Here is a 13,157-nt window from a genome sequence, read left to right as displayed (position 1 = left end):
TGGTTATATCCATTCGTAATTGAAACTGATGCTGATTCTATTTTCTTTTGCCGGATTCGGTGGAACTTCGTGCCTCACCCAACTCTCAAACATAATGAGGTCTCCCGCCTTAGGTTTAAAATGATAATAGTAATCATCTTTTTTCCTCGGCGGAGAAGACATTAAGTAAGCCATCTTCGTATCTTCAATTTTTAGACTGCTCGTTTTATTTGGGACCTTCACATAATAAGTCCCACTCAATGTACAAAGTGGGTGAATGTGTAGAGGATGATAGGTGTTTTGTGGCATCACGTTGATCCAACACGTAGTCATCTTAAGCTTTCTGCCGTTAAGATCAAAATCCAATTCTTTAACGAATTTTTTCACATGCCTGTTCAAATGTTTTTCTAACTCTTCAAATGTTGGTGAGAGTTGATGCAAATTTGTGATGGAGCTGTACGAAGTATAGCCACCTCTGTAATTTTCCTTAGACCAAGATCTGCCCGCGTCATCCGTTTGCTGATAATATTCGATCTCTTTTAAAAGCTGCTTATTCAAGCTCACCGACGATGGGAGTTTGGACTCATAAATTAAAGTTGGAAATAATTTTTTCGTCATCACTTATGTTTATCCTATTCATTGACCTTATAATCAACAATATTCATAATTATAGACCAACCGGAGGAAAATATGCGCTCATTCTCAACTCGATTATCTACTGTTCTGTTGTTCATAACTTTGTTGTCCGGATCATTAATTACAGGTTGTTCTGCTACTCAAAAAATTGGAAACGTTTTTACTGCTGAAAAAAAGGAATGCAATACAATCAGAGCTGCCTTTGACATTGGGTCAGGAGCCACAAGAGTTAAAGTAGCAAAGGTTGATAGCTGCAAAAATAAGATTTTAGAAGTTTTATTGGAACGCGAAGAAAAAATTGATTTTAAAGAAGATCTCATCAAGTCCAAGAACGACAATTTCTCAGAGCAGTTCATGACTGACGCTATCGCAACCTTAAGAATGCTAAAAACAGAAGCTCAAAAATTCTCCCCAAAAGAATACGTGGCTGTAGCAACTGCTGCCTTTAGAGAAGCAAAAAATGGCCAAAAATTTATTGAAAGAGTAAATGTTGAATTGTGGATCAACCCACGAATTATTTCTCAAGGAGAAGAAGCATTACTCGGATTCTATGGATCCGCAGAAAGCCTGGGCTCCACACCTGAGAACACCATCATTTGGGACATCGGCGGATCAAGCCAACAAATCATCAAGTACAACGGAAAAGAACGCTTTCTCATTTACGAAGGAAAGTTAGGCGCTGTATCTTTTAAAGATTACATTCTAAAGAAAATAAAAAGACAAGGTGGCAGATCTCCCAATCCCATCAATTCTTATCAAGCTAAACTTGCTGTCGAATATGCGGAGAGCATTGCTCTCAAAACGGTGAAAAGAGAGATCAAAGATTTCTTACAGATTTCAAAAGATGCTAAAGTTCTAGGTATTGGCGGAGTTCATTACTACAGCCTGAGAAATCAAATTGATCCTACAGGAGAAAAAGACACTTACACCATCGGAGATGTGGAAAAGACTTTAAACTCCAAGATCGGAAAAACAGACAACGATCTTGGAAATTCTAGATATGTAGAAACAGATGTTACAAATTTAGCTTTGGTTTATGGATTTATGAAAGCTTTAAATATTTTTGAAATCAAAACTGCAAAGGTAAATATGGCAGATGGCCTTTTACTTAACGATAAATATTGGGCACCATGAGTGATTTAAACGAGGTTCTCGCGTTTACCAAAGTTGTAGAGTTCAAAAGCTACTCTAGAGCAGCTGAACACCTCGGCGTTCCAAAATCTAATCTCTCTAGAAAGATTGCTTCACTAGAAGAAAGACTTTCTATTCGACTTCTGCAAAGAACCACCAGAACGCTTTCACTCACCGAAGCTGGCCATATCTATTACGAAGAATGCAAAAAAGCTTTAGATAAAATTGGCGATGCTGAATCTATTGTGAGCAGCCTTCAAGCCATTCCGCAAGGGCTTTTGCGTGTGACTATGTCTGTGGAAATTGGGTATTTCTTTGTGCGATACTTACTTCCTAAATTCTTGCAACAATACCCTAAAATTAAACTTGAAACCATACTTACAAATGATCGCGTAGATCTCATCAAAGACAATGTAGATTTGGCTCTAAGAATTGGATCCAGCGAAGACTCTACTTACATTGCTAAGAGATTCGGAGTTGTACGTGTAGGCCTTTTTGCTTCAAAAGAATATCTAGAAATAAACGGCACACCAAAATCTCCGCAAGACCTTGCAAAACACAACTGCATTCTCTTTAGCCATAGACAACTATGGAACACTTGGTCCCTCACAAACAAATCTCAAATCGCCGACGTGAATGTGGATGGAAAATATATAGCTAATAATTTTACGGCCATTAGAGAAGGCGTCATCAACGGATTGGGAATTGGCTTTATGCCTGAGCTGGTATTTTTTGAAGAATGCCAGAGCGAAAAAGGCCGAGAAGAAATCATTCACATTCTACCAGAGTGGAATGCACCCGAAAGAGATCTTTCTCTAGTATATCCTTCAAGAAAATTCACAACACCAAAAATGAAAGCCTTCATGGATTTCATAGAAACCCACAAAAACCACTTCAATTAAGGCAAATCAAAGAGTAGGAATTCAGAATCTTTTAAGGATTTTATTTCAAGTTTAGTCATATCACTAATTCCCAAACCATCTCCTCGTGAGAGATCTTGATCATTCACTCTCACATCACCTTTTACTACTTGGATCCAGGCATGGCGATTCTTGGGAATATCAAAACTCATTCCCTCACCCAGACTGTATTGACCGCGATAGATCTTTACATCTTGGTGGATACTCACTGCATCCTCAGCTCCTACTTTAGACCCAATCAAAAAGAATTTTTCTTTCTCTGCTTTCTTTTTAAAACTCACTTGATCATAACTTGGAGGAATTCCTTCCTTCTCGGTCATTAACCAAATTTGCAAAAGATGAACAGGCTTCTTTTCATCCGCATTCATTTCCGAATGCTTAATACCAGTGCCTGCGCTCATTCTTTGAAGTTCGCCAGGCTCAATCACGGAAAATGTTCCTAACGTATCTTCATGCTGAAGAGCTCCTTCGGTGACATAGGTTACGATTTCCATATCTTTGTGCCCGTGCATAGGAAATCCAATTCCACCTGCCACCGTATCTTCATTGATAACTCTCAGAGCCCTAAAACCCATATGCTTAGGATCATAGTAGTCACCAAATGAGAACGTATGATAAGTGTCTAACCATCCATGATCAATGTGACCTCTGTCGTTTGCTTTTCTTAAGTAATACATAAACACCTCGTTTGGTTTCATTATTTTGCACTTTTTTATTTTCTAAAGATTTATTTTCTGAAGAGCTGTGCAAATTTCTCTTTTTCATTCCAAGCTAGGAATAATCCTAAAGCCAAGATGATCAATGGTAATGCGGGAGCAGGAGCCAAGATTGTGTGGAACAAAAATATGTTCAACGCGATCGGAGCCAATATCACCAATGCAAAGGGAACCGCAATTCCTGAAAGCAACAATGCTCCAGCTACAACTTCTGTTCCCTTAATTATTGGAAACATATAGCCCGTGTTTGCTAAAGCCATAATAAACTCTAAACCTTTGCCTTCGAGTGGCGGTGCCGGCAAGAAATTGAAGAACCCGTTAAGTCCGAACACAAAAAATATGAGTCCGAGTACTATTCTTGCTCCGATTATTGCTTTTGTTTTCATATATAACCCCTTTCATTAGGTTTGTTGCATTCACATGAATGCCTATGACGTTATTATCGTTACTTTTAAAAATAGAACAATATGTCATTTTAAAACATATTGTTCTTTTAATAGAACAATATGTAGCCCCATTTGAGCCACCCATCCCAGGTTGAGATCAATTTAACTATATGAAAGTATAGGATTTTCGCCTTGCATTCAAACAAATGTTTGAATATTTCAAATGATTGTTTAATAAGTTCAAACGATCGTTTAATATATTTAAATAATCGTTCGATAAGATTAAATGAGCATTCAAAGTTTAACCATTTAAAGGAATATACATGGCACAAGACAATACCAAAGGCTGCCTGATCAGAGCAGCCCAAGCTCTCTTCGCCAAACTAGGATTTACCGGGACCAGCGTAAAGCAAATCGCAGATGATGCTGGGGTTAACGTCAGCCTAGTAAGTTATCACTTTGGCGGCAAAGAAGGCTTATACAAAGCCTGCCTCGAGACAGAAGTCAGCGACATGACAGACTTCTTTGATAAGTACATTGCAAGCTTCTCTTCTAAAGAAGAATACAAACTGAAGCTAAAAATGTTTGTTGAAGGTGTAGTTGCAAAACATCTCGAGCATGGAGACGTTGGCTGCATCATCCGTCGCGATATCGAAATGGACCCTATTGATCCGCACGTATTGGAGGTATTTAAAAAGACCATCGTGCCTATGTTTGAAAGATTAATTGTCTTTATCACCAAAGGACAAAAAGCCGGCTACCTAAGATCTGATTTAGCAGCAAACCAAGTTTGCGTTCTGTTTATGGGTGGCATCCAACATGCGATCAGAACAGACAATATGCGTAAGAAACTATTCGGCGTTTCTCTGAAAGACGAAAAAGAAAAACAATCCCTCATCCACACTGCAATAGAAATATTTTTTAACGGTTTAGACAACAGAGCGACAGAAAAAACTTCTGCGGTAACGAAAGAGAGCAATATATGAGAATAAATAAACTCATAAAAATTCAACTGATGATGTTAGGTTTTGCGTCAGTTAGCTTCGCACAGCAAAAAATTAATTTAGACACTTACCTAGAGCAGGTAAAGAAAAATAACCCGGCTTTCAAAGCTACGCAGGATGCGAGTGAAGGCGCAAAATTGAGAGCTACGGAAGGAACTCTTCTGATCCTGCCGCAACTTGAAGTGGTAGCTCAAAAATCGGTAGACCAAACAGAAGGAACAAATCCCAGTGCTTCCGGAACCAAAAGTACCAACGAAGCCTACTCTGTGAGCTTACTACAAAATACACCTATTGGTTTGAAGGGGAAACTTTCTTACAGCCAAAATTATTATCTTATAGAAAATGCAGCCCTCAGTTATCCCGCTCCCTATGATGATGGCTTCTACAGGACTGGCCCTTCGATTGAATTGACTCAATCCCTATGGAAAAATTTTTTTGGGAGCGAGGTACGCGCGCAAAGAACGCAGATCAACGCTGCCGCTCAAGCCGCACAATATATGGAGAGAGCAAAAAATTTAGGTGTTATTATTGAAGCCCAAAATACCTACCACAATCTTTACTTCACCAAAAAAACAGTGGCCGCCTTTAAAGAAAGTATGGGAGTCGCAGAGAAACTCAGAGGCTGGTCTAAAAAAAGATTGGACCAGGGTTTAGGCGAGTCAAGTGACTACTACCAAACAAAAGCGGCTTATGAATTGAGAGAGTTAGAATATCTCAACGCTCTAGATGCAGAAAAAGCAGCAGCTCGTGCCTTTAATTCTTTGAAAGGCGAAAATTCAGAAACCGTGACCGAATTGCTGGATGCGCCAACATTGCCTGTATTCAATAAAAAAAATTTCTCCGAACAAACGTGGTCTGACGAAGTGAGAGCGGCAAGCAAACAAGCCGAGGCTGCCAAAGCAACAAGCTTACTCGGCAAAGAAAGAAATCGTCCTACTCTTGATCTCTACGGTAAATACGCTTGGACCGGCCTTGATGTAGATAAAGATGAAGCTAAAGATGAGTCTATGGCCGACAACCATCCGGTTTATTCTGTGGGCGTAAAATTTGTAATGCCTTTGGCTTTTGGAAAATCTAGTGACGTCATCGAAGGTTACAAATTGGAAGCACAAGCTGCAGATCTTGCCTTTAGAAGAAAAGCTCAAGAACAAGAGCGAGATTATAATAACCTGATAGCAAAGATTGAAAATGCAAATTTGAGATTGAAACTGGTTTCCACTCTTGAAGAATCACAGAGAATAAAATCTCAAACTGAAAGAAAAAGACACGATAGAGGAAGAACAACATTTTTCCAAGTTCTCCAGTTTGAACAAGATTACTTAACAGCGCAATTAACAAAAATTAAAACAGAAGCCGAATTGAATACGCTTCTTACACAGCTACAACAGTACAGAGGGGAATAATATGAATCTCGCAGACCTTTCTATAAAAAGACCCGTATTTATTACAAGCGTTATAATCCTCATGCTGGTTGCCGGAGTTTTATTTCTAAAACGCATGCCGGTGGATTTATTCCCAGATGTGACCTTCCCTGTTGTGGTGGTGAACGTACCTTATCGTGGCGCAGGCCCCGCAGAGATTGAGACTCTCATTGCAAAGCCGTTAGAAGATGAGATCAGTACAATTTCAGGCATTAAGCGTCTGAATGCCATTGCTCAAGAAGGTGTTGGTACCGTTGTTACGGAATTCAATTTGGACGTCGACATCAAGTACGCGGAAGATCAGATTAGAACTGCAGTGACTCGAGCAAAAAGAAATCTCCCCGATGATATCGATGAACCCATCATTAGACGCGTGGATCCTGCCGATCAACCGATTCTGATCGTGTCTCTCACGGCTAAAGGTTTATCTGAAGAAAAACTTTTCGATCTTGCCGATCAAGTGATTAAGCCTCAATTGGAACAAGTGAACCAAGTGGGCCAGATTCAGATCTTTGGTGGCAGAGAAAGAGAAATTCAAGTTCAGTTAGATCGTAAAAAATTACAGCAGTATGAGATTTCGGCGACGCAAGTTTCCGAAAGAATAAAAGCTTCAGGAGAAAACGTCCCTCTGGGAAAAACTTATGACTCCCAAAGTGAGATGGTTTATAGAGCCATGGGGCAGTTCTTAAAAATCGAAGAATTAAAAGATATTGTTTTAAATTTTGTGGGCAATGACGTACCTGTAACTGTAAAAGATCTTGGAGTAGTCAAAGATACACTCGAAGATGAAACAACCAGAGCTTACATCAATGGTGAAAAATCATTATTTATTCAAGCTTTTAAACAATCGGGCTCCAATACAATTGCAGTAGTTGATAACCTCACCAAAAAAATCAATGCCATCAATTTACAAATTGGAAAAGACTTTAACGGGGCGACCTTAGCGACAGTGAGAGATGGGGCCAAGCCTGTACGCGATAACGTCTACGACGTAACCGAAACTATTTTGATTGGAATTTTACTTGCCGTAATCGTTGTGTTCTTCTTCTTAGGAAGCGGAAGATCGACTTTGATCACTTCACTGGCGTTGCCGAACTCATTGATTGGCGCGTTCATTCTGATGTATTTTGCAGGATTTTCCATCAACATTATGAGCCTCTTAGCTTTAACGTTGGCCGTAGGTCTTTTGATCGATGATGCCATCGTTGTGCGTGAAAATATTTTTAGACATTTAGAGATGGGGAAAACTCCAATCAAAGCAGCCTTGGAAGGAACCGGGGAAGTGAGACTTGCGGTTATCGCAACAACTCTTGCCGTGATCGCAGTGTTTGGTCCCGTTGGATTTTTACAAGGCGTGGTTGGTCAGTTCTTTAAAGAATTCGGACTCACCGTCTGTTTTGCGATGATCATTTCTTTGTTTGACGCTCTTACGATTGCACCGATGCTTTCTGCATACCTTGCTAGTAAAAGTGAGCATGACAACTCTAACCCTGGATTTATCAAAAGAAATTTATTAATGCCTTTTGATAGATTCCAAACTTGGCTCGAGAACGTATACGAAAAGGTAATCAAATGGGTCATTGTCCATCCGCTTAAAACTTTAAGTATGAGTTTAGGGATTTTCATAATCAGTATTGTGGCAGCAAGTTTTGTAACCAAAACATTCTTACCACCGCAAGACTCAGGTGAATTCATGGTGAGCTTGTCTTTACCTCCAGGAACCAGTATCGAAAAGATGACGGAAGTTAGTCAAAAGGTCGATGAGGTCATTAGAAGTAACAGAGAGATTGCTGTCTCTGCCCTTATGGTGGGTAATGCCGATGGTGAAGCTTCGAACTCCACAACTTATGTCAGACTTATTCCATACAAAGAAAGAAGAGGCACAAGCACGAGTGATGTGAAGGCAAGAATTAGAGAACAACTGAAAGAGTATGCTTACGCCACTCCAGCCGTGAAAGATTACGATGCTGTGGGCGGAGGGCTACGACCTTTCAATGTGAACATCACGGGAACAGATCAAAAGAAACTCGAAGAAATTGCTCTAAAGGTTTTAGAAAAAGTTAAGAAAAGTGGAAAAGTTTCAGATCCAGATATTAACTTCCGACCAGGCAAACCAGAATTCCAAGTGAAGTTTGATCAGGCGAAACTTCAACAACTGGGAATTTCAACTCTGATGGCTGGCGGTGAAATGAGAACACTTGTGGATGGAGCAACTCCGGCAAAATTCAGAGAGACGGATCGTGAATATGATATCCGTGTCAGATTGCAAGATGATCAAAGAGATTTAAAAGCCTTCTTTGATGAAACCTACATTCCGAACATCAACGGAAAATTAGTTCCTCTCAATAGATTAGCAGAGCCCATTGAAACTGTTGGTCCTTCTAAAGTGACTCGACAAAATAGAATTCGCTATGTGCAAATCAATGGTGACGTTGCTCCCGGCGCAGGTTTTGGCGATATCATCGCAGAAGTGACAAAGATGTTAACTGTGGACGAGGATACAAAGTTGCCAGATGGAATGGGCTTCGTGTTTGTTGGTCAAGCAGAGAACTTCCAAGAGCTGGGCGTGAACATGATGATCGCATTGAGCTTAGGCGTGCTCTTCATTTACTTTGTGCTAGCAAGTTTATATGAATCGTTCATTACGCCATTTACGATCATGCTGGCCTTACCACTTGCGATTTCAGGATCATTCTTTGCGTTGTTACTCATGAATGAATCCTTAAATATCTTCTCGTGGATCGGGATCATCATGCTCCTCGGAGTCTCGACCAAGAACTCCATCTTGCTGGTCGATTATACGAACCAGCTCGTGCAAAAAGGTGTAGATAGATCACAAGCCTTGATCGAAGCTGGTCGCGTAAGATTAAGACCGATCTTGATGACGACGATTGCCCTCGTTGCCGGTATGATTCCGCTAGCAATTGGATTGAACGAAGCTTCTAAACAAAGAACAAGTATGGGAATCGCAGCCATCGGTGGATTGATCAGCTCGACATTGCTCACGTTAGTGGTTGTACCGGCTGCTTACACTTACTTAGAGAGATTTAGAGTTTGGTCACTCGCTACGGTGAAGAAAATTGTGGCGCCTGCAGATCCAAATGCAAAATTGGATTTAAAGCACACCAAAGTTTCTAATGGTTCTGATAAGAGTCATGATCATACGATTTAATATTTAGATTGAATCGCTTACTAATGCCCACATCTTTTGTTAGGTGTGGGCAATTTTTCACTAGAAAAAATATCAAGTCAGCATCCATTTGAAAACATCTTGGTTATAAAACAAGCTCTTAATTGCCAATTAAAAGATGGGTCTCATTGTTAGAAATAGATTTTATGCTTTTAAAAGGAGAATACCCTGTGCTGATCCACTCCATGGCAAATGCAACATATACGGCATCAAGTGGACGACCTTTTGTCATCATCGCAATATACGTTTGCTCTAAGCCATTTAGATCTCGAGCCGCAATGAAATTACTCATTGCCTCCCAATACGCACCGATTTTTAGTTTTTCTTGCCCTATGGTTTTGAATTCAAGAATTTTTTCTGGTGAAGCGCCTTCTCCATTTTTTAGAAAAATTTGGATAGATTCTTTCTCATGGCGGAACTCCACATCAAAGAAAATCTTACTCGAAGCACGCACTTCATTGTTATTTTTATTCCAATAATTAAGATCATTAATATAATAATCATAAGTTTTTAGCCAAGATTTTAACTCATTCAGATCACTTACTTTCGTAGATTCAGAAATTTGTTTAGGATCCGCGAGATAAGAACGAAACAACTCCACAACCTCCTTAGGAGCTAGGAGTGATTGCTCTCCACTTTCAAATCCTATAGGAGATCGTTTGTTAAAGCGTGGATCAGTCAAAACACGAGCAGTATAATTTTTTATTTCATTAAGATCAGCAGACATCACAAATGCGCTGCGGGCTACTCTCATTGCTCCGAGAACAAAAAAATGCTTCTCCATTTCATCTCCTTTTTTATCAACCTTCAGAGAGTATGCTTCTGCGGTACGAGCGATATGAAGAAGAGTTGCGGAACTCTCAATTTGAATTACTGCCTCAGACAACAAACCGATATTTTCCTGATTTTTTATAAGATCTCTTAAGAATTTATGAACTCGATCCACATAACGATGATCATTTGTTCTCATGTAGAGATAGCGAAATCTTGCAGAAGAATCACCGTGCATTCGTTGCAATTTGGGAAGAGTTGCAACCAACACATCCGCTGCCACATCGTAGTAATTTGATATTTTATCAGCATCGTTTGAATTCTCTGTAAAACGCATAGCATCGCCAGCTAAAATTTCTGGCGAACGCATAAGATCATAAAGATCATAAAGCATTTGCTCTACATATTGTCTATCGGCGCCTGTTACCTCAGAAAGTGAACGCAATCCATCTGATAACCAATTGTGATTTCGCTCAAAATAAAGAAATCTTACTATACTTAATCTACCCAACTGAATTAGGGCAGAGTTGTTTTTTGTTTCAGCCGCAACGGCCGTAAGCTCATTGAAATTTCCAAACTTTAAAGCTTGTCGAAATGCACGGTCAATTAGGTTTCGATCTCCAATCACCATGGCCGCTTTTAACACATGTGCTGGATCTATTCCTTCTCTTAAAGGGGATTGTCTGTAACCAACAAGTGTTGAAATTATAGTTCGTTCTCCATCTAAGCCGTAAACTTCTGCAAAATCTTTCAATGTTTTTGGACTTTGAGATCTTATAGATAATTGAGTTGAAGGTGTGTGATGGGTGAGGTTTAGCGTTGGTGTTCGGGATTCAAGATTTTTAAGTTGTTTTGTTACAATGGGCACCATCAATTTAATAATTTGTTCTTTGGCTACACCCAATGCTAAAAGCTCAATCGCAATTTGTGGATCATGATTTCCCACATAATCAGCGGCTTTGGCAAAAATAGCTTTTTCACTATTCGAAAGTGACCTTGGATCAGCACTCAACAATTGATCTAGTGAAACAATAGCTAGTTTCCTTTCTGTGCCCAAAATCAACGAGGTTGATGATTTTGTAGTTCCAAATAAACTTGAACATTGGCTTGAAAATGCTCTCTCAGAAAACACAATACTCATATACATTGACAATAAAAGTACCAATGTAAATTTATTATACGAAATCATAAGTACCTTTCTTATTAATGGAAAGGCTCCGAGAGGAGCCTTTTTTATTTGCAGACACCGTATCTAGGTTTGTCATATTCCGCTATATTACAGCCTATATTGTGATGGGTGCATTTCAATCGCACATGCATATGAGTTGTGTGCCCCGATTCTTTATATAAATGCCCAAAAGTTTTTTGATAATCTTTTTCGCCAGACCTCTTTAAGTAACTGCACATCTCTTCTATTCGTTTTGCGTTTAAGAAAATCACGTCCACATAACCAAATTTTACAAAACTTTTAATGATTTCCCAAGCTTTCGCGTACTCATAATTAAATGGATTCTTTGTATTCTTTGGATTTTTTCTTGGTAGACTAATATCCACATCCAAACCATTTTGGTGTGAAACGTGGGCCATTTTATTTTTTCCATTTTTATATTTTTTTATTTTTCCCTTTTTATCGTACTGATAAATAGGTCCTCCCGCTTTTTGAGCTAAATCATCTATCATAAATGTTTCATTTGGAAATTTCTTTGCATACTCTTTTCCAACTTCTTCGATATTTTTAACTAGCAATCCGCTTCCATAATAACGTTTGTCACTACGATCAGCTGATGTGAACCCGAGTCTTTTAACAAGATTCCCTACACCATCAATCGCAACATCTAAACCTTTTACCAAAGTTCCAGGTTTGCAATTTGAATCTTTTTTAGAGCAGAAAGAGTAAAAACCTTGCGCTTTGGCAGGATATTTATCTCCCAAGTTGTACGGGAAAAGTTTTGATTCTGAATAATCGTTTAGCCTAACTTCTGCTTGATCTGGTCTGTCCCTAATTTCTGGTCTTAATATCGAAGGAAGATTTGAAGGAACACCTGGTTCATAAATTTCTTCGGTTTCATCACTGTCTGCTGCAGCTTCTAGCTCAGCTGCTTTTTTCTCGGCTTCTAATCTTTTTGCCTCTTCTTTTTTCTTTGCTTCAAGTTCGGCCTTAGCGTCTTTTCCTTTTGTAGGTGCTCCTGTGTTTCTAGCCCCTGAACTTTCTGGCTCATAAATTTCTTCTGTTCCACTACCACCAGTAGCCTCTGGAATTTCTATTTTGAGAGGTGATGGGTTTTTAATGTCCATTTGCTCTTGTTCGAAAGCAACTTTTCCATCTCTTTTTATATCAGCGCCTAAATCAATCGTTAATTTTTCGCACATATTATCTTTGCAACGAAGACCACCGAGAGCTCTGACTTCTTTACCCTTAGCATTTGTTGGGAATAAATAAGCGATACCTTCGTCGTTGAATTGACCTTCAAGAAGGATGGATTCTGATTTTTTGTCTTGATCTAGATCATTAACTTCGCCAACAAGTTTGGTTTCTATTTTTACTTTTTTGCTATCCCAATCAACTTCGATTATAGAATCTTCGACATTGAAGATTGGAGTTTGTTCTTTTTTAACTACTGCTTGTTTACTCTCATCGTATTCAGCAACTGAAACACGCTCAAGTGTCCCCGTGAACTTACCTGTCTGCAGGTAAACTGCGTCTTTTGTATCCAAATTAGTTGTATCGCGAGCGCTCCCGCTGCATGCATTGAGCAGGAACATCCCTAGTAAACCAACTATCAAAAGTGCTAAGCGTACCATGCTAACCTCTAAACCCCGTCATTTCAGGGAAAACTACCTATGGTTTTTATAGCAAGTAAGGTGCCCTTTTGAGATCGATTTTAGAGGGGTTTGAAGGCTTCTAAGTGATTAATACTACATGGTAAGTGACAAAAAAAGGCCAAAACGTGAGCCGCACCTTTTCCAAAGATTTGCGTCGGTATGACGCAAATCTTTGGAAAA

10 protein-coding genes are annotated in these 13,157 nt (G+C 39.4%); 5 read left to right on the top strand and 5 right to left on the bottom strand.

What is annotated here, in order from left to right:
- Positions 1-3 precede the first annotated feature (3 nt).
- Positions 4-597 carry a TIGR02466 family protein gene (locus V4596_11805; protein MES2769820.1) on the bottom strand — a complete coding sequence of 198 codons (594 nt, stop codon included), beginning with the start codon at positions 595-597 and terminating at the stop codon, positions 4-6.
- 72 nt (positions 598-669) lie between these two features.
- Here V4596_11805 and V4596_11800 point away from each other — a divergent pair, with 72 nt between their 5' ends.
- Together V4596_11800 and V4596_11795 are read left to right on the top strand one after the other, a co-directional pair.
- Positions 670-1,749: a hypothetical protein gene (locus V4596_11800; protein ID MES2769819.1), complete on the top strand. Its 1,080-nt coding sequence runs from the start codon at positions 670-672 to the stop codon at positions 1,747-1,749.
- The gene (locus tag V4596_11795; protein MES2769818.1) at positions 1,746-2,648 is read left to right on the top strand and encodes a LysR family transcriptional regulator; all 903 of its coding nucleotides are present in this window, start codon (positions 1,746-1,748) and stop codon (positions 2,646-2,648) included. Before V4596_11800 ends, V4596_11795 begins: the two co-directional genes overlap by 4 nt.
- Here the strand turns inward: V4596_11795 and V4596_11790 are convergent.
- Positions 2,645-3,343 carry a pirin family protein gene (locus V4596_11790; protein ID MES2769817.1) on the bottom strand — a complete coding sequence of 233 codons (699 nt, stop codon included), beginning with the start codon at positions 3,341-3,343 and terminating at the stop codon, positions 2,645-2,647. The two genes, V4596_11795 and V4596_11790, sit on opposite strands and share 4 nt — an antisense overlap.
- A gap of 50 nt (positions 3,344-3,393) precedes the next feature.
- On the bottom strand, positions 3,394-3,768 hold the full coding sequence (locus V4596_11785) for a hypothetical protein (GenBank protein MES2769816.1): 375 nt from the start codon (positions 3,766-3,768) through the stop codon (positions 3,394-3,396).
- A 323-nt stretch (positions 3,769-4,091) separates the two neighbouring features.
- Between V4596_11785 and V4596_11780 the strand changes: the two genes are divergently transcribed.
- From V4596_11780 to V4596_11770, 3 genes are read left to right on the top strand one after another with little or no spacing between them, the layout of a single operon-like run.
- Positions 4,092-4,754 carry a TetR family transcriptional regulator gene (locus V4596_11780; protein ID MES2769815.1) on the top strand — a complete coding sequence of 221 codons (663 nt, stop codon included), beginning with the start codon at positions 4,092-4,094 and terminating at the stop codon, positions 4,752-4,754.
- Positions 4,751-6,175, top strand: coding sequence for a TolC family protein (locus V4596_11775; protein MES2769814.1), 1,425 nt, complete (start codon positions 4,751-4,753; stop codon positions 6,173-6,175). The genes V4596_11780 and V4596_11775 overlap by 4 nt, the downstream gene beginning before the upstream one ends.
- Before the next feature lies 1 nt (position 6,176).
- Complete coding sequence (locus tag V4596_11770; GenBank protein ID MES2769813.1) at positions 6,177-9,365, top strand: efflux RND transporter permease subunit; 3,189 nt, start codon at positions 6,177-6,179, stop codon at positions 9,363-9,365.
- 118 nt (positions 9,366-9,483) lie between these two features.
- On the opposite strand, the gene V4596_11765 is transcribed toward V4596_11770, so the two are convergent.
- Together V4596_11765 and V4596_11760 are read right to left on the bottom strand one after the other, a co-directional pair.
- Positions 9,484-11,295 carry a hypothetical protein gene (locus V4596_11765; protein ID MES2769812.1) on the bottom strand — a complete coding sequence of 604 codons (1,812 nt, stop codon included), beginning with the start codon at positions 11,293-11,295 and terminating at the stop codon, positions 9,484-9,486.
- Positions 11,296-11,387: 92 nt separating this feature from the next.
- Positions 11,388-12,956 (bottom strand): penicillin-insensitive murein endopeptidase, encoded by a 1,569-nt coding sequence (locus V4596_11760; GenBank protein ID MES2769811.1) that lies wholly within the window; start codon positions 12,954-12,956, stop codon positions 11,388-11,390.
- Positions 12,957-13,157 lie beyond the last annotated feature (201 nt).

The organism is Bdellovibrionota bacterium, assembly GCA_040386775.1.
In the GTDB taxonomy this organism is placed as follows: Bacteria; Bdellovibrionota; Bdellovibrionia; order Bdellovibrionales; family JAEYZS01; genus JAEYZS01.
This window is presented reverse-complemented; position numbering and strand designations above follow the sequence as displayed.

Excerpts from the sequence above, each read along its gene's own strand:
- V4596_11770 (MES2769813.1), top strand. The coding sequence starts at position 6,177 with ATGAATCTCGCAGACCTTTCTATAAAAAGACCCGTATTTATTACAAGC.
- V4596_11790 (MES2769817.1), bottom strand. The coding sequence starts at position 3,343 with ATGTATTACTTAAGAAAAGCAAACGACAGAGGTCACATTGATCATGGA.
- V4596_11775 (MES2769814.1), top strand. The coding sequence starts at position 4,751 with ATGAGAATAAATAAACTCATAAAAATTCAACTGATGATGTTAGGTTTT.
- V4596_11785 (MES2769816.1), bottom strand. The coding sequence starts at position 3,768 with ATGAAAACAAAAGCAATAATCGGAGCAAGAATAGTACTCGGACTCATA.
- V4596_11805 (MES2769820.1), bottom strand. The coding sequence starts at position 597 with ATGACGAAAAAATTATTTCCAACTTTAATTTATGAGTCCAAACTCCCA.
- V4596_11800 (MES2769819.1), top strand. The coding sequence starts at position 670 with ATGCGCTCATTCTCAACTCGATTATCTACTGTTCTGTTGTTCATAACT.
- V4596_11765 (MES2769812.1), bottom strand. The coding sequence starts at position 11,295 with ATGAGTATTGTGTTTTCTGAGAGAGCATTTTCAAGCCAATGTTCAAGT.
- V4596_11760 (MES2769811.1), bottom strand. The coding sequence starts at position 12,956 with ATGGTACGCTTAGCACTTTTGATAGTTGGTTTACTAGGGATGTTCCTG.
- V4596_11795 (MES2769818.1), top strand. The coding sequence starts at position 1,746 with ATGAGTGATTTAAACGAGGTTCTCGCGTTTACCAAAGTTGTAGAGTTC.
- V4596_11780 (MES2769815.1), top strand. The coding sequence starts at position 4,092 with ATGGCACAAGACAATACCAAAGGCTGCCTGATCAGAGCAGCCCAAGCT.